Origin of the sequence: Thermotoga caldifontis AZM44c09 (assembly GCF_000828655.1) — a bacterium.
GTDB lineage: Bacteria > Thermotogota > Thermotogae > Thermotogales > DSM-5069 > Pseudothermotoga_A > Pseudothermotoga_A caldifontis.
Window position 1 is genome coordinate 1,625,019 of sequence record NZ_AP014509.1, and the last position, 22,839, is coordinate 1,647,857.

Genomic DNA, 22,839 nt, shown 5'->3' on the forward strand with positions numbered 1-22,839 from the left:
ATGTACGTCACGACCATAGGTGTGTTCGATGGGGTACACTTGGGACACAGAGCGCTCCTCAAGAGGGTACAGCAGATCGCGGATGAGCATGGCCTTCGCTCCAGAGCCTTCGTCGTATCACACCCGTTCGAACATCTCAAAGGCGAATTCGATGGATTGATCACGAGTCATGAAAGGCGCATACTGTTGTTGAGTCAGTATCTCGACGAAGTCTACCTTCTGGATCTGAGAAAGATAAAGGATATGACGGCGGAATCTTTTTTCGAACAGTTCCTCGCGCGGGATACAAGAATTCTCGTCGTGGGAAAAGACTTCAGGTTCGGTAGAAACGCCTCAGGTGATTCAACGTTGCTCGAAAAACTCTGCAGAGAAGAGGCTATAGACCTCGAAGTGTTCCACGAGGTACAGGATGAAAATCACGTTCGCATAAGCAGTTCACGGATCAGAGAGCTGATAAAAGAAGGCAGGATAGAGGAAGCGGAAAGACTTCTTGGTCACGATTATTTGCTCGAAGCTGTTGTTCTGAACACTTCAAAATCAGACTCGAAAAGCGTCGTCGAGTTGAAGACCCTCGAAGGGCTTATCAGGCCCCAAAACGGAGTTTTCGACGCCGAAGAGAGGAACTTGAACATCAGAGGAAGGATCATCCTGGATCGCGAGGTAAGGCTGATCACCCAGCCGGTGCAGCTCGCACCGGGAACGTACGTCCATCTGAAACTCTCGGGGGGAAAGATATGAGGATAGGTGTGGTCACTGGGATTAGCAGGTCCAACCCTTACGTGTTCTACGTGAGGGTCGAACAGAAGGATGGTAAGCCTTCTCACATGCTACAGATAGACGACGTGGTCAAAGTGCAGTTTCGCTACCATCCACAGGGGGAGCTCGTCTATTACGGTGTCGTGGTCGAGATCGAAGCGAAATGGGATTTCGGCCCCCTTTCGGGTTACGAAGAAGAGCTCGCCCTAAAGGGTCTTTCTCCCGCCAGTCCCATCTTCCTTGCCACCGTGATGACGACGAGGATGTTGAAGATCGAAGACGGTAGAATCGTACCGGATGCCCCGCAGGTACCACCTCCACCGGGTGCAGCGGTGGATCTGGCGCGCGAAGAGGAGATAGACACCGCACTCGGCTTTGACGAGATAATCCAGAAGCATTACGCGATACCCATAGGCGTGTTCAGGAACGGAAGGCCCGCCTACGCAGATGTGCGATACGTACTGGGTGAAAACGGCGCTCACATAAACATATCTGGCCAATCCGGCGTGGCCGCAAAGACGTCTTACGCCACGTTTCTCGTCAAGTCCTTCCTCGATACAGGAAACAGGTTGAAAGACAAGAACGAACTGATGGCTGCACTCGCAAGGGCACGCTTCATCATCTTCAACGTGAAGGGTGAAGGTTTGCTGTTTCTGGACAAATGGTCGAAGGACTGGAAAGAACTGCAGGGTACAGAAACAGGAAGGTCCTGGCAAAAGATGTACGAAACCCTCCAGATCCACGCAGAACCGTTCAAGATCGTCAAGTTCTACGCTCCCAAGAAACCGCACAGGGATGAACCCTGGGTCAACAAACGGAACGGGGGCGTCGAAACCTACGGCTGGGACATCGTGGACATAATGAAACTCGGGCTTTTCGAACTGCTCTTCGACCAGGAAGAACTCGAAAAGAACCAGAACCTGCAGCTTGCGGTCATGAGCGTTCAAGAAGTCCTTCAGCAACGTTTCGAAGATGCGATCCTGAAAGCGAGAGAATTCTGCAGGAACAACCACATAAGAATACCCGCAGATCCAGAAATGGCGATCAGAACGGCCATCGCGAATGGTTTCGACGTGAAGGCGAGCGCAGGGCTTCCGGATGGGCTGGACGATCTCATCGAGATGTTCGAAAAAGACGAAGAGTTCAAAACGAGAGTCGCGCAGGAGGTGCAAGGAAAGTCAACGATCGCGGCACTCATCAGGAGGTTGAAGGCCGCGAAAGCCGTCGGGTTCGACCTTCTGTGGACGAAGACGGATTTTCTCAGATTCGATTCATCGAAAAGTAAGCGCATCGATTGGGACAGGCCAGGCCAGGTGACCGTGATAGACATATCCAAACTGCGCAGCAGACCACAGTACTTCGTCGTCGGAGCGGTGTTGCTCGAAGTTATGAAATCCAGGGAAGAAAAGAGCAATCAAGATCCGGTGTTCATATTCCTGGATGAGTTGAACAAGTACGCACCGCGTTACGGTGGAGGAGCTTTGAGCTCTATCTTCAGGGACATAGCGGAACGCGGAAGATCCTTCAGGATCATATTAGTCGGCGCCGAGCAGACGGCCTCAGAGGTGGACTACCGTATCATCACACAGTCCTCCACAACCGTCGTTGGGAGGCAGAAAGGTGCCGAGCTCGCCAAACCGGAGTATTCACACCTGACCAACGAGCAGAAGGCCAGAGCCGCGCTGCTTCAACAGGGTGAGATGATCGTGGATCAACCGTTCATGAGGATACCGATCACGATCCGATTCCCATTACCCGCTTGGTGTACACGGGAAGACGGTGCCGCGGAAGAGCGGAGCAAGAAAGAGCTGGAAGAGAGACTCTTTGGAGGAGATTGATGTGACCTTCAGAAATTGCTTGGTTTATCAGAACGGTGAGTTCGTCAAGATGGACCTGCACGTCGAGAATGGTATCTTCGTGGATGAGCCTTCTGCGCCTTTCATAGATGCGACCGGTTACTACGTCATGCCAGGTTTCGTGGACACACACGCGCACATCATAGGCACCGGGCACAAGTACGGATATCTGAACCTGGAGAACGTTCGATCGCTCGAAGAACTTCTGGAGACTTTGAGACAGAGCCCTGAGAAAACGATCATAGGCAGGGGCTGGAGCGAGGAAAGTTTAGGATCGAAACCCACGAAGCAACTCCTCGACCAGATCGACAAACCTGTTTTTCTCATCAGAAGGTGTGGACACGTTGCGATCGCTAACTCCGCGCTGATGGAATTGATCGGGATCTGGAAAGAGGACGGCGTTTTCAAGGAGAAAGAACTGGAAGAAGTCAGAAAACGTCTGCCATCGAGGGAAGATGAAAAATTCTTCGCCATCGGTCAGAAACGATTCTTGATGCACGGTGTGACGTTCGTCCATTCGGACGACCTTCACGGTCTCAGCTGGGCGAATCTGAAGGACATCATCAAGAGTTCCAAGATGAGGTTGCTGGAGAAGGTGTACTTCGAATCTGTGAGTGAGCTTGAAAGTTTCAACGAGTTCGGTCAGCTTTCGGATCGAGTCTACGTGAAAGCGGTGAAAGTGTTCGCGGACGGTTCGGTCGGGGCCAGAACCGCGTGGTTGAGCGTCCCGTACGCCGATGACCCTGAAAACTGTGGGATGAAACTGCTCGATGAAGAACAGCTCGAAAGGTTCGCAACCTTGTGTGACGAAAAAAATGTTCAGCTGTGCGTTCACGCGATAGGAGACGAAGCGGTTCACATGGTGGCGACGGTCTTCAGCAGGCATCCGAACCACAGGATCATACACGCTCAACTGGTGAAAGAACGAGACCTTTCGATGTTGAAGGACAGTTTCTTCTCCATTCAACCACACTTCGCCATTGAGGATCGTGGCCTCATGGAGTCCGCCCTGCCGAAAGATTTGAAGGCGCTGCGTTATCCGTTCTTGTTGTTGTTCGAGCGTGGTTTCAAGATCGCCTTTTCGACCGATGCCCCCGTCTCACCGGAAGATCCAAAGTACGTCATCGAAGCTGCCCTGAAGCTCGGTTTCACGAAAAGGCAAGCCATAGAACTCTACACGATGGCGGGTGCAAAGATGGCAGGGTTGAAGAACCTTGGAGAGATCAGGACGAACTTTCTGGCGGACTTCTGCCTGTACGAGAGAGATCCCCTTCTGTTCGACGAAGACCCCGTTGCGGTTTACGTGGCGGGAGAACTGGTACATCAAAAATAAAATGGAGCAGGCGGTGGGACTCGAACCCACACCCTCCGCCTTACCAAGGCGGCGCTCCACCGCTTGAAGCTACGCCTGCACCGCCTCAAGTATACCAGAAACCCCGCGCGGGTGCAAGTGTGTCCAGCCCACCCATTTCTTCTGAAACTCTTTCACAAGAACACGGCTGTGATGATCGCGCACTATGTTCAGACACCGATCGCACAGGACGTGACTCGAAGGGTCAAGGCAGGGATGGTGTTTAATATTATCAACAAAGTAAGAATATGTGTGCCAAATTCTGCACGGTGTTCACCGATACGTTAAGGATTTCTTCACCGAGACTAAAAATATGATCGGTTTAATATGAGTGAACATAAGCGTGCAGGGGTGTATCTTAGAATTATATTTTCACACCATACTATGCGGGACAAAAAGCTCGTTGTGACGGCCAAAATCGATTCGTTACTAACACAAATGTTGTTTATCTTGCTGAGAGACTCACTCGAAATCGTTCAAGACACCGACGCTGCCTTGAGATCGCTGTGGAGAAATCACGCAGACTACGATCTCGTACTGATCGATGGTAAGACATTGCCGCGTTCGGAAATAATACAGTTCGCAAGATCGGTTCGTGAAGACATCTCTTCCGTTTTACCCGGCATCGTGGTGGTTCAATGTGGTTTCGACGTGCAGTTGATCAAGGCCGGTGTCGATGCCTGTGTGGATGAAGACACGATTTTTGATCTCGCACTGTTCGACAACGATGGTTCGACGAAACAGTTTGACCTCATCATCAACTTCATGGCGGATCTTTTGAAGAACAAAGATTTGAACCTCCATCGACATTCGGCCAGAGTGAAAACCTTCACACAAATTCTCGTGGCCTTCTGCGTTGAGGAAGGAATCTTACAACCGTCCAAGGCGTATCACACCACCGTTGCCAGCTATTTCCACGACTTTGGAAAACTGTTGATCCGTGAATCGATCCTCAACAAACCATCGAAGTTGTCCGAAGAGGAATTCTCCGTCATGAAAACGCACACCAGTCTGGGAACCAAGGTTCTTGAGAATCTCAGCAAAAGTTTCACGCAGAACAACTTCCTGAGCGTTCTGTTCAACGTTATGAAGTACCACCACGAGCGTTTCGACGCGAGAGGATATCCCGAGGGTCTGAGAGCCGAGCAGATACCGCTCGAAGCGAGGATAGTTGCCATAGCAGACGTGCTCGAAGCCCTGACGGCCGACAGACCGTACAGGAACGCTTACACTTTCGAGGAAGCTCTGAACATCATAGCCGAAGAAGATGGACATTTCGATCCGAAACTGCTCCAGCTGTTCGTCGAAAATGCGGAACTGTTCAGAGATTGAGCTTCACACAAAACGAATCCGATACCAGTCCAGTAGAGGCCTCACACCTTCCAGAAGGACCTTTTTACCACACAGCACGGTTTGAACGCGTTCGGTTTCGCAAGCTTCTTCGAAATCTCTCTCGTCGAAACAGTTCTCCATTTCGTAGACGACTCCTCTCACACTGTCCAGCTTTTCGTGCTCGAGCACGTTTCCATCGGGAGTGAGGATCAAAACGTAGTGTCCGTCAGGAAGGCTGTTCTTCAACTGACATATCGTCATTCCATCGCTGGCGAACTTTCCTGAGACCTTAACGGCCACGGGAAGCGTTCGCGCCGAGGCGAACACTTCCGACAGCGGTGCAAACTTTCTGTCAAATTCAACCTTCCACGGGCTCAGCGCGAATCCAAAAGCCTTCATCTCCAGTTCGGTGATGTCCGTTTCGCTGTAGGATATCTTCTGTCTGCTCTCAACACGTTTTCCGAAGACTTTGGCTGCAACCAGGCTCAAATCCTGATCGAACCCTTTCTGGACCGCTTCGAAATCCTCCAGCGCAGCCGCTCTGCTCTCGTACATCTCGTCGAAAACCCCAGCCCACACGAGTTTCTGAACCGTCGAAAGGGAAAGTTTCGTCTTCTCAACGAAGTCCTTCAGATCGTTGAAGGGCGCCATCTGTCTGCACGTGCGCGCGATGGATTCGCTCACCCCGTTCACAGCTTCCAGCGGCAAATGGAAGGTTTTCTCGTCGGTGTGGACCTGGTTGATGGAAGGTGGTAGAACGCGATAACCCATCGAGCGGAGCTCCTGGACTGCGAGAAAGATTTTGTACTGGTCCGAGGAATGCTCACGGATGTAGATTTCAAAGAACTCCTTCGGCCAGTGTGTTTTCAAATACGCCAGCTCGTAACTGAGATGCGCGTACGCCACGCTGTGGGATTTGTTGAACGCGTAGGAAGCGAACTTGACAAGGATATCGCAGAGCCTGTCAACGAATTCAGATGTGTAACCCTTTTCTCGGAGTCTATCTCTGAATTTGTCCATCGCAGTTTGAATGATCTTTGGATCCTTTTCGGAGATCGCCTTTCTGAAAAGATCGGCTTCCACAGCATCGAAACCTGCAAAATCCATCGCGAGCTTCATCACCTGCTCCTGATAGACGATCACTCCGCGAGTCTCCGGGAAGAAATCGTGATCGAATTTCACGCACCCACGCTTTTTCATCGCGTACGTTTTTTCGAGTCCGGCACCGAGCGGACCAGGCCTGTTCATGGCGAGCAGGATCGAAAGTTCGTTCAGGTTGGTTGGCCTGACCGTTCTGCACAGACTCCTCGCGGTCCTCGATTCGAGCTGGAATATTCCACAGGTTTTTCCTCTGCTCAGCAGTTCGTACGATTCATTATCTTCAATCTTGACTGCGCTCACACCGGCACGTTTCTTGAGCCTGTCGAGCACCGTCAGAGTTCTCAGACCGAGCAGGTCTATCTTCACCACACCAACGCGCTCTAAGGAATCCATGTCGTATTCGACGATCGGCCCTTCCGCCGAGGGCACCAGGGGCAGGTTCAGCGGCTCAGCCGCGACGATGATGCCAGCCGCATGAACGCTCCTTCTGAGAGGCAGGCCAACCAGGCACTTCAGCACGTTCGGATTCAGCTTCAAATTGAGTCTTGAAGCCTCGCTGGTGAGATTCTTCTCAGTCAGTGTAACGAACGCTGAGATCTGTGCGAAGTAGGGGAAGGATCGCTTCAAGAGGTTCAGCAACTGTTCCCTCTGCTCATCGGCCACGTCGATGTCGATGTCGGGCAGCTCGGTACGCCCTTCGTGCAGGAACCGTTCGAACATCAGATCGTGTGCGATCGGATCGATGGACGTTATGCCGAGCAGATAAGCCAGAAGACTCGCCACGGCGCTGCCTCTACCCGGCCCGATCAGGATCTGATTCTCTTTTGCGATGTCGACGATGCGCTTCACGGTGTAAAAGTAAGACTCAAAACCGAGCCTCTTCACCAGTTCTATTTCTCTCGAAAGCCTCATCTTTCGATCTCCCTGGACACCGTGCAGAAGCTCGTCCAACCAACCCGATCGAGGAGACAGAAGTTTGTGAGAAACCTTCAGTTCGTACGCACTCGCGCCGAGCGCCGCAGCAGGGTCGATGAGGACATCGGGAAGATCACAAGGTTCCTGCGGTTGTGCACCAACCAGACGCGCCATGAACAGATGAGCATCGTAGCACGAGCGGTCCAGATGGTAGATGAGTTTCACATCGTCGAGCCGCAAGAAATTCAGTCCAGGTTCGCGGTTCACGTTGTACGATTTCACCAATTCTTCAAATTCTTCGCGATCACGCGCGTAATAGATCTTTCCGTTCATCCTGAGACCGTGAACGGGGATGAGCCCGTTTTGCCTGCACAAAACGTTGAAAAGAACGACGGAATGAAAATTGGTGTCCGCCAGAAGCAAAGATTTTAAGCCTTTCTCCTTCGCGAACTGAGCGAGTTGTTCGAGTCTAACTACGGAACCATCGAACGAATAAGGTGAAACGATACAGGGAATCATCTCGGCGACTCCTCGTACAAACGTCTCAACGCGGCCTTGAAATCTTCAGGGAGCGGAGCGATGAACTTCATACGCTCACCCGTTCTTGGATGTGTAAACTGCAGAATCGAAGCGTGGAGCATCTGCCTACCAACAGGAATGGGATCGGCTCTACCGTAGAGTTTATCACCCATTATCGGATGGCCTATGTATTTCATGTGAACCCTTATCTGGTGCGTTCGACCCGTTTTCGGATACGCAGCTACGAGCGATCCTAACTGGCCAAAACTCTTCAGCACTCTGTAATGAGTCAGTGCGACTCTACCTTCCTTCGCCACGGTCATCTTCACCCTCAGAGTCGGATGCCGAGCAACGTTGATCTGTATCTCGCCTTCGCTCTTCTCTGGCCTGCCCTGAACCAGGGCCAGATACATTTTGAACACGTCTCTGTTTTTGAACTGCTGTGACAACGATCTGTGAGCGAGATCGTTTTTGGCGATCACCATGACTCCCGAGGTCTCTTTGTCCAGTCTGTGGACGATGCCAGGTCTGAGCTCTCCACCTATGCCCTGAAGATCTTTGCAGTGGTACAACAGCGCATTGACGAGAGTACCGCTCGTGTGTGAAGGAATAGGATGAACGATCATTCCCGCAGGTTTGTTCACAACGATGATGTCCTGATCCTCGTAAAGAATCTCGAGCTCTATGGGTTCAGGTAGGATCTCCAGCTGTTTGGGAGCCGGACGGTCCGGCAGCGTGATCTCGTCGTTAGGTTTGACCCTGTAACTGGGTTTTTCTATCCTGCCGTTAACCTTTATCTGGCCTTCCTTTATCAGTTTTTGAAGGAAGGAACGCGAGATGATCTTTGGCAGTCGGGAAAGGAGGAAAAGATCGAGCCTCTGCCCTGCTTCATTCTTGCCCACCCTTATCGTCAAGAGGTGCCTCACCCCTCAAGAGGCTCACGAGAACCAATACTCCACCCACGCTTATGAAGAAATCTGCCACGTTGAAGACCGCAGGAAAATACCTAACGTTTATGAAATCCACGACGTACCCGAGTCTGAACCTGTCTATCACGTTACCGATCGCGCCACCGACGATCATCTGTAAACCGATCTTCGTCAAGGCCGAGCATTTGACGAAACTTGGAACCAGCGATAGAAAAAACGTCGCGAAGAACGTCACCCAGAGCACCCATGGGGATCTTGCAAACATGCCGAACGCAATTCCAGTGTTCTTGGTGTAACTCAGCCAGACGAAACCCGGAACAACGAAAGTTGGTACGATCAGGAATCGCTCAACCAGCATCTTTGTTAACTGATCCACCAAGACCACGAAAGTGATCCAGAACATCACATCACCCTTTGATAGAAGAAGGGACTGACGATTCTCAAACCCAGTTCGTTGTAGTTGAAGATGCGCTCGGTGCTTCCCACGAACAGCATGCCACCGATCCTCAAAGCTTTCGCAAAGTTTTGATAGAGCTGCGCTTTGGCGTTCTCCTCGAAGTAGATGACCACGTTCCTGCATATTATCAGATCGAGACCCTGTGGGAAGGGATCTTGAAGCATGTTGTGCTTCTGGAAAGTCACGCGTTTCTTCACCACGTCCTTGATTCTGTACAACCCATCGACGATCTCGAAGTACTTATCGATGTATGATTTTGGTGTACTGATCATGGACCGTGGCTCGTACACACCGTTTTTGGCCTCCTGAAGCGCTTTGTCATCTATGTCGGTGGCCAGTACGTACGCGCCAGCAGGTGCGTTCAATTCTTCGAGCAAAATCGCGAGCGAGTAAGGTTCTTCACCGCTGGCACATCCCGCGCTCCAAGCCTTGAAGCGTGATCTGGATAGAGAGAGCAGTTCGGGGAGGTACTTGTCCCTCAGCTCCCACCATTTCTCCGGATTTCTGAAGAATTCTGTCACGTTGATCGTCAACTTGTCGAGGAACTCCTCCTTAACGGTGCTGTTGGTCAGCAAGAGGTTCAGATACTCCTTGTAGGAGGACAATCTGTACTTTCTTATCAGTATTTCTATCCTGCGTTTCATTCGGTGTGGCTTGTAACCGCTCAGATCCAGTCCGAAATGCCTGTGAACTTCTTTAACGAACCACTGGAACTCTTCCATGGGCAGTTCACCAGGCGACTGGGAAAGAAAATCCTGCATACCACCGCTCCTTCTGCAGTTTCATAACGACAGCAATCTGACCCAATTTTATCCTCGCTTCGAGGCCGTTGGTCCCGAGGAAAAACCATTCCTCATCTTTGATCCAGCCCATGGAAATTGAAAAAGTCTGATCCAGATACTGACCGATCAGATAAACGTTCTTCCGCTCGACGGCGAATCGGAAACCATTACCAGGGATGACGAAAAACATGAACGGATCGAAGAGAACTCCCGCACCGTATCCTCGGCTCGAGACGAAACCACCCACCTGCGCCGAGCCGATTGGAAGAGTGAAACCCAAGTGGTGTTGCCCTTCTGAATCTATGCATGCGTTGAAGAAAGACGTCTTGAAGAACAGCGCGTTTTCAGAACCGAACGTGACACCCAGGCCACCGTCGAAAGCCCAGGCAACCAGCGAATGATTGTGAAAATCGATGTTCGAAAAAATGGTTTGAACCAGATACGGAGCGTTGAAACGAACTCCACCTGGTTCCAGATCGATGTTGAGGTATTTCAGATTTTCAACGGGTGAGCTGATGGGCAAAGACCAGTTCCCCTCCAGTTTTACTCCGAGGGGAACATCCAAGACGGCGCTGACACGCCAGAATTCGACACGCGGCACTATCCTTATCCCAAAGTACGCATCGCTACCCAGCGCGCAGTCTAAATTGATCGTCGCCGCGAAAACCGTTACGGTCAGGAAAAGTACGAACGCCGTGCAGAGTTTCATTGGCCAAGCTGTGACAGGATGGCCTCCATCTCAGCGTCGTCCATCTCGAAGTTCGAAAACACTTCCTGCACGTCGTCCATGTCCTCGAGGGCGTTCAAAAGCGTCAAAAGCCTTTCCGCATCCTTACCCGTGACCCGTACGGTGCTCTTCGGTACGTACCCTATGCTCGCTTCGACCTTGTAGCCGTTCGCTTCGAGCGCATCTTTTATCTTCATGACGTCTTCGGGGCTCGATAGGATCCTCACAGGATCCTCCTGGTCTTTTATGTCCTCGGCTCCCGCGTCGATCGCGAGCATCATCAATTCTTCAATGTTCGCGATCTGTTCCCTCGGCACTTCCACGATGCCCTTCCTCTCGAACACCCAGCCCACCGAGCCAGGCTCCGCCAAGCTGCCCCCATGTCTGCTCAGAACGTGCCTGAGTTCCTGCGCAGTTCTGTTCTTGTTGTCTGTCAGCGTTCTGATGTACAGCGCAACTCCACCCGGTGCATAGGCTTCGTAAATGATTTCCTGGAATTCCGCACCCTCTATTTCTCCTGTGCCCCTTTTGATAGCCCTTTCGATGTTTTCTTTCGGCATGCTCGCCGCCTTGGCCCTTTCGATGGCTGCCCTCAGGCGCGGGTTAGTATCCGGATTTCCTCCTCCCTCACGCGCGGCGACGATCAGCTCACGTATGAGTTTCGTGAACAACTGGGATCTCTTCGCATCCTGAGCCATTTTCTTGTGCTTTATGTTCGCCCATTTGTTGTGACCAGACATGTTCCAACCTCCCGTCCCTTCAGTCTCGTCTCAAGTATTTTACCACCAACATCGTGGAATCGTCATGCTGGGGTGCTTCCCCGCAGAAACGCTTCAGCTCGTTTTGAACCTTCGTTATGATTTCATCCGCAGACACTTCTCTCGAGCTTTTCACGACTGTCATCAGCCTTTCCAGACCAAACTCTTCTCCAGTTTCGTTCCTCGCCTCCGTAACACCGTCGGTATAAATCAGAAGCGTATCGTTCGGGTGCAAACCGATCTCGATTTCCCTGTAGTCCACATCTCTCATGATACCCATGGGAAGTTCATGAGCCTCTATGAGGGAAACCTCATCGCTGTGCATCAACAAGATAGGATTGTGACCCGCGTTTATCATACAGACTCTTCCGTCTCTGTGAAGGCACATGAGCACGATCGTCACGAACCTGTCTTCCGACAGATCGTCGCACAGGACGTTGTTCAGTTCGTTCGCCAGATGGGAAAGCTCGGAAGAGTTTTTCGCGAGTACCCTCAGCGTGCTCCTCAAGGATGTCATGAGCAGAGCCGCGGGAATACCTTTGCCAGAAATGTCGGCGACCGTAACGAGGATGCATCCCCTCACCGGAATCACATCGTAGTAATCTCCTCCAACCTGCACGGCAGGAGTCATGCTCGCGGCGATCTCGAAATGTTCCGAACTCGGCAATCGCTTGGGCAGAAGGTTCATCTGGATACGCCTGGCGATCTCGAGCTGTTCCCTGATCCTCTGTCTCTCGATTTCCCTCCACAGACGCGTGTACCTCTCACAGGTTGCTGCCAGCTGGAACGCCGCGGCTTCGAGCATTTTCCTGTCCGCAGCGGTGAAAATGCCGTTATCCCTCTCGATCAAGGTTATGCGTCCCCAGCTGGTTCCTCCACTCCTCACAGGAACGGAGAGCAGATTCTTGACTTTCATCCCGTGATCGGGTTCTACCAGCACAACACCCTCGAGAGTATCGAGCAAATCCTTGGCCACGGAGATCGAATCGATCTGGTCGAAACTTTTTTCGTAACCCATCTTCTTTCCCAGCACCGTCAGCTCCACAACGATCGCTTTGAACGGTATGGTCTGCCTGAGCACATCACTCAAGGTTTCGAGGACTTCGGAAGGATCCACAACGTTCGCGAAGATGCTGTTCAGTTCGAAGAGAGTGGCTACTTCCTGATAGGTTTTGGTCAGTTCCTCCAAATGCTCGTTCAAAAGATTGGTGTACTCGTGACGGAGTGTTTTCATCTGCTCCAGTACTTGTTCCAGAAGCTTCATCACTTCTTTCCTGTCCGTCGCCCCATTTTCCGAGAGCATCTTTGCAAACCTGCTCAGTCTCTCGTAGACAGCTTCGAAGCTATCCGGCACACCCCGTCACTCTCCGCACTTCCTCGATGAGTTTGACAGGACTGAACGGCTTGGTGAGAAAACCGTTCGCACCGTTCTGCAGCGCTGTCTTGGCGTCGTCTTCACCACCCTTGGCAGTGAGCACGATCACGGGTATGCTTGAAAGTTCAGGATCGGTGCGCATACGTTTCAGTACCTCGAAACCGTTCAGGCGAGGCATCATGATGTCGAGTATCACGAGGTCCGGCTTGGCAGATGCCATCCTCTCGAGGGCTTCCACCCCATCGCGCGCTTCTTCGACGATGAAACCTTCCTTGGACAAGTTGAAGCCCACGATCTTTCTCAGCACATCGGAATCATCCACAACCAGCACTCTGCAGCTCAACGTTTCGCCTCCAAGTACTCACTCAGTCCGATGTCACCACACATCGCCTCGAGCCTCTGAACGAGTACCACGGGACAGTCTTTCACGAGGAGCGATTCGTACAGATACTTCGCTTTGACAAGGTTTCCTCTGTCTTGATAATACACTATAGCAATAAATTTGCCAAGTTTTTTAAAGTGAACACCTTTGAAAAAGTTTCCCAACGTTCCGGATTTATCCTTCTCAGGAATGAAAATTCGATTCTGAGGATCGAAGCGAACGAGATCAACACAGTCTGCCGATACAAAAATTCTGAAGAGATAACCTGTCACAAGTTTGTTGATATCCAGGTCCGTCCACCACAATTGTGCTGGCCACAGACCTTCCACAGCAGTTTCCTGCAGTCGCTGGAGCAGATCTGCTTCGTACTGTTGCAAACGAACTCTGACGTACAGTGCCAGATCGAAAACCCCTGTGGGTGCGGGATCCAGAAAAGAGACCCTCGGCTTTTTATGAAAACCCTGGCTGAATTCGAGAGCCGCACCGGCCCGCCTGAGGTTCCTCTCCACAGCGTTGGAAGTGTCTATGGCGGAAAGAAAACGCAGCAAACCGATCTTCTTGTATCTGAGAACGGCGTACACCACGATCACCCGCAGAACGATTTGTCCGCTCGATTATACTATGTTTGGAGGCGAAAACTTGTACTACAAAGTTTCGAGGGACCCCATCCATTCGGAGATATTCCTTTACCCACTCGAACTGCTCGCGATCGATACGAGACCCGTGCAGAGGCTCAGGCAACTCTCCCAGCTCGTGGGAGCCGAATGGGTCTATCCCGGCGCGAGTCACACACGTTTCGCGCACTCACTCGGTGTGATGCACATCGCCGGGTTGTACGCAGAAAGACTGTTCCAGGAACACGCGAAGAGGAGAATAATAAGGCTCGCTGGCCTGCTGCACGACGTTGGTCATGGTCCCTTCAGTCACCAGTTCGACGACGTGGTTTACCGCAGGATGGGTTTGCAGGACGGTCACGATGAGCACAGAGAAAGAATTCTGCTGGAGTTGATGCCGATAGAGATGTCCAAGGCCTACGAGAAGATATCCGAACCCAGGAAGAAAGAAGCCATCAGGAGGGACCTTCAGCAGACCATAGGTATCGAGGACGTGACCGTCGAGAGTTTGAGAATGCTCATGCAACAGGTGAACGAAGTCTTCAAAGGTGAAGAAAAGGGTGCCGCAGAGTTCAACGTTGTTCAGGGGCCACTTGGTGCGGACAGACTGGACTTCCTGTTGCGGGATTCTTACTACAGCGGGACGACCCATTTCGGTGTGGGAGCGGTGGACAGGATAATCAGGAACTCTTACTTGAAAACGAAGGATTCCAAACCTATCCTCTGTTACCACGTGAAAGTGCTGGATCAGATCTACACGAGTCTTTTTGGAAGGTTCATGATGTACAAGAACGTTTATTTCCACAAAACTTCAAGAGCCGCAGACCTGATGATACAGGAGATACTGTCGCTCGTTTACAAACCCCTCAGGCTCGCCGAGAGAGTGAACGATCTTGAAAAGTTCCTCGATCTCACAGACCAGGCGCTCTTCGCGGAGATAAAACTCGAAGCCAGAAAAATATTCGAGAAATATGGAGTCAACGATGAGAGCGAGCTGGAAAGTTCCGATTTGGACGAGAACGAGTACAACATCGTCGAGGCGTACAAGATTCTGCGAAGGCTGGAGACCAGGGATTTGTGGAAACTCATTGTGGAGATCAGTTTCACCGCTGAAGGTGCGGATCCCTACGTGATGAGCGTCGGAATCGTTGCGGACACCCTGCAAAAGATAAGACTGCGGCTCGAAAAACTCGTCGATTCAAAGGAAGTGCCAGACGAAGACCGCAGGATGTTGAGAAAGTTGCTCGACGACTTCGAGGTTGTGTTCAAATCCGACACACCGTACAAGTTGTCTCTCGTACATCCGCAGGAATTCGTCAACAGCAACGTTTTCCTGTACGAACCCCAGACCGACGCCGTGATATCTCTCGAAGATTATGTGAAGAACTATCCCGCGTACAAGCTTTTGGCGAGCAATTTGGTCCAGATCGTGCGTGTCTACGTTACCGAGGACGTCAGGGACCTGCTGACCAGATACAACATCGTACCGAGTGTGAAGCTTCAGCTCACAACACGCTGGTGAGTCAACCCAGATATTCTGGTCCTTCGCTTCTATCCGAATCGGGCAGGACCCTCTTCAAAGCCGCGATCGCTACCTCAAGCTGCGAGTCATCGGGTTGAGCGGTCGTCAACTTTTGAAAGAACAAACCCGGATAGAAGAGAATTTTCAAAAACTTTGGCCTTTTTGCCAAGATCCGGAGTAGTTCATAAGCAAAACCCGCAGTCAGGGGGAGAAAAATCAGCCTGCTGAAGAGCCTCCAGACGAAGCTCTTCGAAGCGAGCGGACTGACCAGGGAAAGCATCACCACAGAGAAGATCAAAAATATCATCACGAAGCTGGTACCACAGCGGGGATGGATGGTGCTGTATTTTTTGATTTTCTCCAGCTGGAGCTGTTCACCGTTTTCGTAGGCGTTGATCGCCATGTGCTCGGCTCCGTGATACTGAAAGAGCCTCTTCACGTCTGGAAAGAAAGATATGATCCACACGTAGAGAACAAAGAGGATCAACCGTAGGATTCCTTCAACGATGGCAAAGGCGATTTCGTTATTCCTCAGGAAACCGAAAAGCCCGGTGATCCACATCGGTAAAACGACGAACAGGCCAAGTGCAAGAGCGAACGCAAACACCGTGGTCCAGAAAAGTTCGGACTTCTTGATCTTCTCACCGCTGCTCAGCTCGGCGGATCTGTTCAGCGCTTTGATACCGAAGTAAAGGGAAAAGTACAGACTCGCAAATCCTCTCAAAAAAGGTATCCTGAAGAGTTTGTTTGCGGTCACGGAACTTTCCGACAGATCTTCCACCACGATGTTTCCATCTTTATCCCTGACGGCCATGGACACTCTGCTTCCAAGCATCAGCACACCTTCGATGATCGCCTGGCCACCGATCCTCACAGCACTGCCTCCTTCAGCACGATGGAAGCTTGACGATGAACTCGCTTCCTTTGCCCACCTCGCTCACCACCTCGACACTACCACCCATCGCCTTGACCAGCTTGTCCACCAGAGCAAGGCCCAGTCCGTAACCCGGAGTGGATCGGGAGCGGTCAGATTTGTAGAACCTCTGAAAGATCTTCTTCCTCTCCGATTCGTCTATACCTATGCCAAAATCTTTCACGCTGACCCAGCCATCACCGCAGCGTAACACAACCCTCTTTTCCTGCGCTGAAAACTTCACCGCGTTTTCCACGAGAGCTTTCAGAACGATTTGGAGTACCCTCAGATCCGCACAACCGTATCCCTCGCCCTCGACTTCGAAGGCGAAATCTCTGAACTGCTTCGAAAATTCCTCGGCTTCTTCTTGAAGAAACCTTCGCAGGTCCATCTTGACGATCTCAACCTTCGTGACCGGCTTCGAAAGGGTGAGCAGATTTTCCGTGAGGCTCGTGAGTTGCTGGACCGTCTCCTTGATCGTTCGCGCCGACTCCATGACGATCTCACCGTTCGTGGGAAATTTCTCTATCAGTTCCGCATAACCCTGTATGCTCGTCAAAGGTGTCCTCAGTTCGTGTGAGACGTCGTTGACAAAATCGTTCTGCATTTCAAAACCGAGCTGGAGCCTGTTCAGCATTTCGTTGATAGTCCTGGCGAGTTCGGAAACCTCGTCCGTTCCTCCAGGATCGTAGACGCGCCTGGTCAGATCCGATGCGTTTATGTTTCTCAGTTCCTCAGTGATCCTTTTCATCGGAGCGAGGGATCTGTTCACAAAATAATGCCCCAAGAGGAATGAAAACAGAGAGAAAACCAGCCAGAGGATCAAAAACATGCGTGCCAGAAGCTTCAAAAAGTCTCCGATTCCGCCGGCCGGAGAGAGCAGATACACCTCGTTCTGTCCGACGAAGGTCTGGACCAGCAGTTTCACGACGAGGTACTCGGTGTTACCGAGTTTCAAATAAGTGGGTTTCTTGGTCGCAAGAACGTGCGACAAGAACTTTCTGTAATTTTCGTGCTCTGTGTCAATCGTACCAAGGATGACCTCACCGGAAGAGTCGATGATGACCAAACCTGTGGGAAGACCCGCCCTCAGTGCGCCCCTCACAGGATTGCGCAGATAAGCCGTAACAGTTTGCCTCAGCAGCTCTACGGAACGGGATATGTGTACCTGCTTCGTCACGTTGTAAGCGAGCAACAATCCAAGCCCGAGCACCAAGGAGAACAGAATCGTCTGAGTTATCGTCAATCTCCATTTAAGTGTCGAGAACATACCCGACGCCCCTCACCGTCTTCAAGAACCTTGCGGCATCCCCGAGCTTATCCCTGATGTATTTCACGTACACATCCACCACGTTACGGCTGATGTTCTCCGAATCTCCCCAGACCCTTTCGAGCAATTCTTCCCTGCTGACCACCGCACCCCTTTTCTCACAGAGTATTTCCAGTATTGCGGATTCTCTATCCGAAAGGTTCACCTCTTTTCCATCCACGTATCGCAGTTTTCTCACTTTTGGGAAGAACTCAACATCACCTATATGGAAACTGTCTCTCTTTCTCACCCTCCTCGCCACACTCTCGACGCGTGCAAGCAGTTCGTCCAGATGAAAAGGTTTCGGAACGTAATCGTCCGCACCTTTCTTGAGCCCCTTTATTCTGTTCTCGACCTCGCCGCGCGCGGTGAGCACCACGACCCCGACTTCATCATCGATCGATCTGATCTTTTCCAGCACCTCAAAACCGTCCATTCCAGGCAACATGAGGTCCAGAACGACCACGGTAGGATCGAAGAACTGGAACATCTGCCAGGCTTCCTCTCCATCCCTGGCGATCCTCACTTCATAGCCGTGACTCTCGAACAGTATCTGCAACAGGCGTGATATCTTCTGGTCATCCTCAACGATCAGCAAGCGAATGGTTCATCAACTCCCTGTAGCATTCCAGCACCTTGGCAGCATAGGAACTTCTCGAGTTTCCACCGTTGTAAGCCTCCAACGCTTTGAGTATGTTTCCGTTGTTTCTTTCGAGATGGTACTTGAGGTAGAGCGCCCCGAACTCTACGTTCAGCCGGTGATCCCACAGCAACCTCGCCCAACCATCTTCAGGTTCGTTGAGGTTGTAAATCTTGCAGACGAACCGTGCGGTCTCCGGTTTTATCTGGGTTAAACCGAGCTCGCCGTGCATTCCCACCACGTTTCTGAACTCGCTCTCCACGAGTATGAGTGCGATCATCAAGAGGTAATCTATCCCCAAGCGGTTGCTCACATCGACGATCGCTTCATAAAGGCTCGCCACATAGGCTTCATCGGTGGTCAATCCGTGCTGCGATCTCGTTTCCACAACCAGCTTTGTGAACCAGTCAGGCACTTGCTGTGAAAATGAGAGAGTCACCTGCATGAGGAGAAATATCACCAACAGCTTCAGGGTTTTCACGTTCTGCACAACCTCCGTTTCTGATATAATCTGGTCTGGTGAAGCGCATGGAAGCGCTCTACAGAAAATACAGGCCGAAGAGCTTCTCCGAGGTTATAGACCAGCTCCAGGCCAAATTGGTTCTCCAGAATGCTATTTTAACCGATCGCGTGTCACACGCTTACATCTTTTCTGGCCCGCGTGGAAGCGGGAAGACCACGCTTGCGAGGATACTGGCAAAGGCCTTGAACTGCCCGAACCGCAAAGATTATGAACCATGCTGTGTTTGCGATAGCTGTACTTCCATCGACAAGGGAAACCACCCGGACGTGCTCGAACTCGATGCCGCCTCGAACCGAGGTATAGACGAAATAAGGAGAATCAGAGACGCTGTGGTGTTCAAACCCATGATGGGATCGTACAAAGTTTACATAATCGATGAGTTCCACATGCTCACAAGGGAAGCCTTCAATGCCCTGTTGAAAACTCTCGAAGAACCCCCGAAAGGTGTTGTGTTCGTACTCGCAACGACCAACCTGGAAAGAGTTCCGCCAACGATCGTTTCGAGATGCCAGCTGATAGAATTTAAAAGCTTCAGAGAATCGGACATTCTGCAGCATCTCATCCGTGTCGCTGCACAGGAAAGAATCGACGCAGACCGAGAAGCCCTCGCCCTCATCGCGAAACGCGCCTCGGGTGGCATGCGCGATGCATTGACTTTACTGGAACAGGTATCCAGCTACGCCTTTGGCGAGAAGATCACGGTTGAAACGGTCGAACGAGCCCTGGGGCTTGCACCAGCCAGGACTGTGAGAGAATACCTTCAAGCACTCATGAACGGCGATGTAAAGAATGCGACCGAAATAATCGAGAAAGTGTATGAGGACGGCTTCGACCTCGACCAATTCGTCCAGCTCTGTCTGGAACAACTGGAGGAAACGATCGCAGCAGATCCCTCCGTTGAAACTATCGCTTTAGCGAGAGACCTGATGAACATGGCCAGCGAGTTGAGACTCTTCGAAAACAAGAGAATAGCGTGCAAACTGCTCTCGATGGACATCGCGATGAAGAGAAGTGCGAAAGCAAAAACAACAGAGTCCGTCGGGCAAACAGTGGTCCAGCAGCGAGTAGAACAAGTACAAAAGGTGGAAGAACAACCCCAGCAGAGTGAGACAGCAGATATCTCCAAGGTCTTGGAATATCTGAAAGAACATGGCGATATGGCCATGTACGTGGCCTTGGTCCAGGCCAAGGTTTCTAAGAAAGACAACAAAATAGAGATATCGCTTTTACCTTCGCAGAGATTTCAGTACGAGTATTTGAGAGAAAAACTGTTCGAACTGGAGTACCTCTTCAAGACCCAACTCAAATCCAGTGTGGACGTCGAACTCAAACTCGATGAAGAGCGCGAAAGGCAGTTGCTTGAAAAGTTGCAGAAGATGTTTCCAGGCAGGATCAGGATAGAGGAGTGATGAGGTTGAAAAAGATCAAGGGTTTTGGTGGTAGAAGTTACGGTCCCAGGGGAGAATCGAAGGATCTGAGTCTGGCTTCCATTCAGAAAATGCAAGAGGAGATGGCGAAGAAGGTTCAGGAACTCGAGGCGAGCTTCAGCCAGATGGAAGTGACCGGAACAGCCGGTGGAGGCGCGGTCAGGGTGACCGCCACGTGCGATTATCGAATCTTATCGATCGAGTACGACGACGAACTGCTCCAGGATAAGGACATGTTCAACGATCTGATCATCGCCGCAGTCAACGAGGCTCTTCGAGAAATTCAGAAGCGAAGGGACGAAGAGATGGCGAAGCTCGTCCAGGGCGGACCGAGTTTGTGAATTTTTACACAATCTTGTCTTTTTCTCAATTGAGGAACAGTATCATAAAGGTGAACCCAAACGAAAGGAGGTTTTCAGGGATGAGAGTTGCGATCAACGGTTTCGGTAGGATCGGCAGGTTGGTGTTGAGAGAGATTCTCAGAAGGAAATCTTCCAAGATCGAGGTTGTAGCCATCAACGATATCACGGACGCCGCCACTCTTGCCCATCTGTTCAAGTACGACTCGGTACACAAGATCTATCCAGGTGAAGTTCGCGCAGAGGGAGACACGATAGTCATCGACGGCAAGAGCTACAAGGTTCTGAGCGAGAAGGATCCCGCCAAACTTCCCTGGAAGGATCTCGGTGTGGACGTTGTCATCGAATCTTCTGGTGTTTTCACCGACCGTGAAAAGGCAGCTCTCCACCTGCAGGCAGGTGCAAAGAAAGTTGTCATAACTGCTCCCGCAAAGGGTGAAGATATCACGGTGGTCATCGGGTGCAACGAGGACAAGCTCACCCGTGAACATGTCATCATCTCCTGCGCTTCCTGCACGACCAACTCCATCGCACCTATAATAAAAGTGCTCCACGAGAAGTTCAACATCGAAACTGGGTTCCTCACGACGGTGCACGCTTACACGAACGACCAGAGGGTGCTGGATCTTCCTCACAAAGACTTGAGGAGGGCAAGGGCAGCAGCGTTGAGCATCATTCCCACAACCACGGGAGCCGCAAAGGCTGTGGCGCTCGTCGTTCCTGAACTGAAAGGTAAACTCGACGGAGTCGCTCTGAGAGTTCCAGTTCCAGATGGATCCATATCTGACTTCGTTGCCGTCGTGAGCAAAGAAACGACGATAGAAGAAGTGAACCAGGTCATGAAAGAAGCGTGCGAGACGAAACTCAAAGGCATCATTGCGTACAACACCGAACCGATCGTGAGCAGCGACATCATCGGAACGACGTACTCAGGAATCTTCGACGCAACCTTGACGAACGTGAAAGGCAAACTGATAAAGGTCTTCTCCTGGTACGACAACGAGTACGGTTATTCCTGCAGAGTCGTCGATACGGTGGAAATGCTTGCGAAACTTCTGTGAGGGAGCCTCGCTCCCTCACTTTTTGAGGGGGTGAAACGATGAAGAAGATGACCATCAGGGATGTCGATCTGAATGGGAAAACTGTCATCATGAGAGTGGACTTCAACGTTCCAGTGGAGAACAACAAGGTCACAGATGATACCCGCATCGTGGCGGCGTTGCCCACCATAAAGTACGCCGTGGAGCACAACGCCAAGGTCATACTGCTCTCACACCTCGGAAGGCCGAAGGGAGTCGATCCAAAGTACAGTTTGAAACCCGTTGCGGATCACCTGAAGCAGATCTCTGGCCTGAACGTCATCTTCGTGCCCCACGTTGTTGGAGAAGAAGTGAAGAAAGCTGTTCAAGAAGCTAAGCTCGGTGATGTCATCGTCCTGGAAAACACGAGATTCCATCCGGGAGAGGAGAAGAACGATCCGGAACTGGCGAAGGCCTGGGCCGAACTGGCCGACATCCACGTGAACGATGCCTTCGGCACGGCTCACAGGGCCCACGCATCGAACGTCGGAATTGCCTCGTTCATACCGAGCGTAGCGGGATTTTTGATGGAAAAGGAAATAGAATTCCTGAGCAAAGTGACTTACGAGCCTGATCATCCGTACGTGGTTGTCCTCGGCGGTGCGAAGGTGTCCGACAAGATAGGTGTCATCACCAACTTGATGAACAAGGCAGACAAGATCCTCATAGGCGGGGCAATGATGTTCACGTTCCTCAAAGCTCAGGGCGTGAACGTTGGTTCTTCCTTAGTCGAGAACGACAAGCTCGATCTGGCCAAACAGATACTCGAACAGGCTGAGCAGAAAAAGGTCAAAGTGGTGCTGCCTGTAGATTGTGTCATCGCGCAGAAGATAGAGGCCGGAGTCGAAAAGAAGGTCGTCGACCTGAAGGACGGTATCCCAGAGGGCTGGATGGGTCTGGACATCGGACCGAAGACGGCTGAATTGTTCGAGAAAGAGCTCGCGGGTGCCAAGACCGTTGTCTGGAACGGACCCATGGGCGTCTTTGAAATAGATGACTTCGCGGAAGGCACCAGGAAGGTCGCCCTGGCGATCAGCAAGGTCAAGGGCACCACGGTGGTCGGTGGAGGAGACACGGCGGCAGCGGTCGCCAAGTTCAATCTAGAATCGGCCTACTCGCACGTTTCGACCGGTGGAGGAGCCTCTCTTGAGTTCCTGGAGGGTCGAGAGCTACCCGGCATAAAGAGCATCGCTGACAAAAAAAAATAGATAGG

The 22,839-nt window shown here is 51.5% G+C and carries 22 protein-coding genes and 1 tRNA gene; 9 read left to right on the forward strand and 14 right to left on the reverse strand.

The annotated features are described in order from the left end of the window. Genes TSP01S_RS08075 through TSP01S_RS08085 form a run of 3 tightly spaced genes read left to right on the forward strand, consistent with a single transcriptional unit; the run spans position 1 to position 3,945 of the window. A complete protein-coding gene (locus tag TSP01S_RS08075; protein ID WP_052463561.1) occupies positions 1–738 on the forward strand; it encodes an FAD synthetase family protein in 738 nt (245 codons plus the stop codon). After that, positions 735–2,594 carry an ATP-binding protein gene (locus tag TSP01S_RS08080; RefSeq protein WP_041077625.1) on the forward strand — a complete coding sequence of 620 codons (1,860 nt, stop codon included), beginning with the start codon at positions 735–737 and terminating at the stop codon, positions 2,592–2,594. Before TSP01S_RS08075 ends, TSP01S_RS08080 begins: the two co-directional genes overlap by 4 nt. Position 2,595: 1 nt before the next feature. After that, a complete protein-coding gene (locus TSP01S_RS08085; RefSeq protein ID WP_041077627.1) occupies positions 2,596–3,945 on the forward strand; it encodes an amidohydrolase in 1,350 nt (449 codons plus the stop codon). A 2-nt stretch (positions 3,946–3,947) separates the two neighbouring features. Here the strand turns inward: TSP01S_RS08085 and TSP01S_RS08090 are convergent. Then, positions 3,948–4,024, reverse strand: a tRNA-Thr gene (locus TSP01S_RS08090). A gap of 377 nt (positions 4,025–4,401) precedes the next feature. Between TSP01S_RS08090 and TSP01S_RS08095 the strand changes: the two genes are divergently transcribed. Continuing rightward, positions 4,402–5,295 carry an HD-GYP domain-containing protein gene (locus tag TSP01S_RS08095; protein ID WP_231848550.1) on the forward strand — a complete coding sequence of 298 codons (894 nt, stop codon included), beginning with the start codon at positions 4,402–4,404 and terminating at the stop codon, positions 5,293–5,295. A 3-nt stretch (positions 5,296–5,298) separates the two neighbouring features. On the opposite strand, the gene TSP01S_RS08100 is transcribed toward TSP01S_RS08095, so the two are convergent. The 9 genes from TSP01S_RS08100 to TSP01S_RS08140 are packed head-to-tail and all read right to left on the reverse strand — an operon-like array spanning position 5,299 to position 13,821. Beyond that, entirely contained in the window at positions 5,299–7,830 is a 2,532-nt protein-coding gene (locus tag TSP01S_RS08100; RefSeq protein ID WP_041077630.1) for a helix-hairpin-helix domain-containing protein, read from the reverse strand. Then, positions 7,827–8,744, reverse strand: a complete 918-nt coding sequence (locus tag TSP01S_RS08105) for an RluA family pseudouridine synthase (RefSeq protein WP_041077632.1) — start codon at positions 8,742–8,744, stop codon at positions 7,827–7,829. The genes TSP01S_RS08100 and TSP01S_RS08105 overlap by 4 nt, the downstream gene beginning before the upstream one ends. Then, positions 8,719–9,162: a signal peptidase II gene (lspA, locus tag TSP01S_RS08110; protein ID WP_041077634.1), complete on the reverse strand. Its 444-nt coding sequence runs from the start codon at positions 9,160–9,162 to the stop codon at positions 8,719–8,721. Before lspA ends, TSP01S_RS08105 begins: the two co-directional genes overlap by 26 nt. Continuing rightward, on the reverse strand, positions 9,162–9,977 hold the full coding sequence (locus TSP01S_RS08115) for a CheR family methyltransferase (RefSeq protein ID WP_041077636.1): 816 nt from the start codon (positions 9,975–9,977) through the stop codon (positions 9,162–9,164). Before TSP01S_RS08115 ends, lspA begins: the two co-directional genes overlap by 1 nt. Further along, positions 9,946–10,707, reverse strand: a complete 762-nt coding sequence (locus tag TSP01S_RS08120; protein WP_041077638.1) for a hypothetical protein — start codon at positions 10,705–10,707, stop codon at positions 9,946–9,948. The genes TSP01S_RS08115 and TSP01S_RS08120 overlap by 32 nt, the downstream gene beginning before the upstream one ends. Then, positions 10,704–11,465, reverse strand: a complete 762-nt coding sequence (locus tag TSP01S_RS08125) for a YebC/PmpR family DNA-binding transcriptional regulator (RefSeq protein WP_041077639.1) — start codon at positions 11,463–11,465, stop codon at positions 10,704–10,706. Before TSP01S_RS08125 ends, TSP01S_RS08120 begins: the two co-directional genes overlap by 4 nt. Positions 11,466–11,484: 19 nt before the next feature. Then, a complete protein-coding gene (locus tag TSP01S_RS08130; protein WP_041077640.1) occupies positions 11,485–12,837 on the reverse strand; it encodes a PP2C family protein-serine/threonine phosphatase in 1,353 nt (450 codons plus the stop codon). Beyond that, a complete protein-coding gene (locus TSP01S_RS08135; protein ID WP_041077641.1) occupies positions 12,827–13,201 on the reverse strand; it encodes a response regulator transcription factor in 375 nt (124 codons plus the stop codon). The genes TSP01S_RS08130 and TSP01S_RS08135 overlap by 11 nt, the downstream gene beginning before the upstream one ends. Further along, positions 13,198–13,821, reverse strand: coding sequence for a TIGR03936 family radical SAM-associated protein (locus tag TSP01S_RS08140; protein ID WP_041077643.1), 624 nt, complete (start codon positions 13,819–13,821; stop codon positions 13,198–13,200). The genes TSP01S_RS08135 and TSP01S_RS08140 overlap by 4 nt, the downstream gene beginning before the upstream one ends. A 58-nt stretch (positions 13,822–13,879) precedes the next feature. Between TSP01S_RS08140 and TSP01S_RS08145 the strand changes: the two genes are divergently transcribed. Beyond that, entirely contained in the window at positions 13,880–15,376 is a 1,497-nt protein-coding gene (locus TSP01S_RS08145) for an HD domain-containing protein (RefSeq protein ID WP_041078661.1), read from the forward strand. A gap of 1 nt (position 15,377) precedes the next feature. On the opposite strand, the gene TSP01S_RS08150 is transcribed toward TSP01S_RS08145, so the two are convergent. The 4 genes from TSP01S_RS08150 to TSP01S_RS08165 are packed head-to-tail and all read right to left on the reverse strand — an operon-like array spanning position 15,378 to position 18,728. Next, a complete protein-coding gene (locus tag TSP01S_RS08150; protein ID WP_041077645.1) occupies positions 15,378–16,250 on the reverse strand; it encodes a DUF1385 domain-containing protein in 873 nt (290 codons plus the stop codon). A gap of 13 nt (positions 16,251–16,263) precedes the next feature. Then, a complete protein-coding gene (locus TSP01S_RS08155) occupies positions 16,264–17,559 on the reverse strand; it encodes a sensor histidine kinase (RefSeq protein WP_041077647.1) in 1,296 nt (431 codons plus the stop codon). After that, entirely contained in the window at positions 17,543–18,196 is a 654-nt protein-coding gene (locus tag TSP01S_RS08160; RefSeq protein ID WP_231848551.1) for a response regulator transcription factor, read from the reverse strand. Before TSP01S_RS08160 ends, TSP01S_RS08155 begins: the two co-directional genes overlap by 17 nt. Continuing rightward, a complete protein-coding gene (locus TSP01S_RS08165; protein WP_231848552.1) occupies positions 18,183–18,728 on the reverse strand; it encodes a transglycosylase SLT domain-containing protein in 546 nt (181 codons plus the stop codon). The genes TSP01S_RS08160 and TSP01S_RS08165 overlap by 14 nt, the downstream gene beginning before the upstream one ends. Positions 18,729–18,766: 38 nt before the next feature. Between TSP01S_RS08165 and dnaX the strand changes: the two genes are divergently transcribed. The 4 genes from dnaX (at position 18,767) to TSP01S_RS08185 (ending at position 22,834) form a co-directional block, all read left to right on the forward strand. Then, positions 18,767–20,170: a DNA polymerase III subunit gamma/tau gene (gene dnaX / locus TSP01S_RS08170; protein WP_041077653.1), complete on the forward strand. Its 1,404-nt coding sequence runs from the start codon at positions 18,767–18,769 to the stop codon at positions 20,168–20,170. Between the two features lie 5 nt (positions 20,171–20,175). Next, a complete protein-coding gene (locus TSP01S_RS08175; protein ID WP_041078663.1) occupies positions 20,176–20,529 on the forward strand; it encodes a YbaB/EbfC family nucleoid-associated protein in 354 nt (117 codons plus the stop codon). Between the two features lie 80 nt (positions 20,530–20,609). After that, complete coding sequence (gap, locus tag TSP01S_RS08180) at positions 20,610–21,608, forward strand: type I glyceraldehyde-3-phosphate dehydrogenase (protein WP_041078665.1); 999 nt, start codon at positions 20,610–20,612, stop codon at positions 21,606–21,608. A 38-nt stretch (positions 21,609–21,646) separates the two neighbouring features. Continuing rightward, the gene (locus TSP01S_RS08185; RefSeq protein ID WP_041077655.1) at positions 21,647–22,834 is read left to right on the forward strand and encodes a phosphoglycerate kinase; all 1,188 of its coding nucleotides are present in this window, start codon (positions 21,647–21,649) and stop codon (positions 22,832–22,834) included. The last annotated feature ends 5 nt before the right edge of the window (positions 22,835–22,839 follow it).

Coding starts and splice junctions, on each gene's coding strand:
- TSP01S_RS08075 (WP_052463561.1), top strand. CDS start 1: ATGTACGTCACGACCATAGGTGTGTTCGATGGGGTACACTTGGGACAC.
- TSP01S_RS08080 (WP_041077625.1), top strand. CDS start 735: ATGAGGATAGGTGTGGTCACTGGGATTAGCAGGTCCAACCCTTACGTG.
- TSP01S_RS08095 (WP_231848550.1), top strand. CDS start 4,402: ATGTTGTTTATCTTGCTGAGAGACTCACTCGAAATCGTTCAAGACACC.
- TSP01S_RS08100 (WP_041077630.1), bottom strand. CDS start 7,830: ATGATTCCCTGTATCGTTTCACCTTATTCGTTCGATGGTTCCGTAGTT.
- lspA (WP_041077634.1), bottom strand. CDS start 9,162: ATGTTCTGGATCACTTTCGTGGTCTTGGTGGATCAGTTAACAAAGATG.
- TSP01S_RS08115 (WP_041077636.1), bottom strand. CDS start 9,977: ATGCAGGATTTTCTTTCCCAGTCGCCTGGTGAACTGCCCATGGAAGAG.
- TSP01S_RS08120 (WP_041077638.1), bottom strand. CDS start 10,707: ATGAAACTCTGCACGGCGTTCGTACTTTTCCTGACCGTAACGGTTTTC.
- TSP01S_RS08125 (WP_041077639.1), bottom strand. CDS start 11,465: ATGTCTGGTCACAACAAATGGGCGAACATAAAGCACAAGAAAATGGCT.
- TSP01S_RS08155 (WP_041077647.1), bottom strand. CDS start 17,559: ATGTTCTCGACACTTAAATGGAGATTGACGATAACTCAGACGATTCTG.
- dnaX (WP_041077653.1), top strand. CDS start 18,767: ATGGAAGCGCTCTACAGAAAATACAGGCCGAAGAGCTTCTCCGAGGTT.
- gap (WP_041078665.1), top strand. CDS start 20,610: ATGAGAGTTGCGATCAACGGTTTCGGTAGGATCGGCAGGTTGGTGTTG.
- TSP01S_RS08185 (WP_041077655.1), top strand. CDS start 21,647: ATGAAGAAGATGACCATCAGGGATGTCGATCTGAATGGGAAAACTGTC.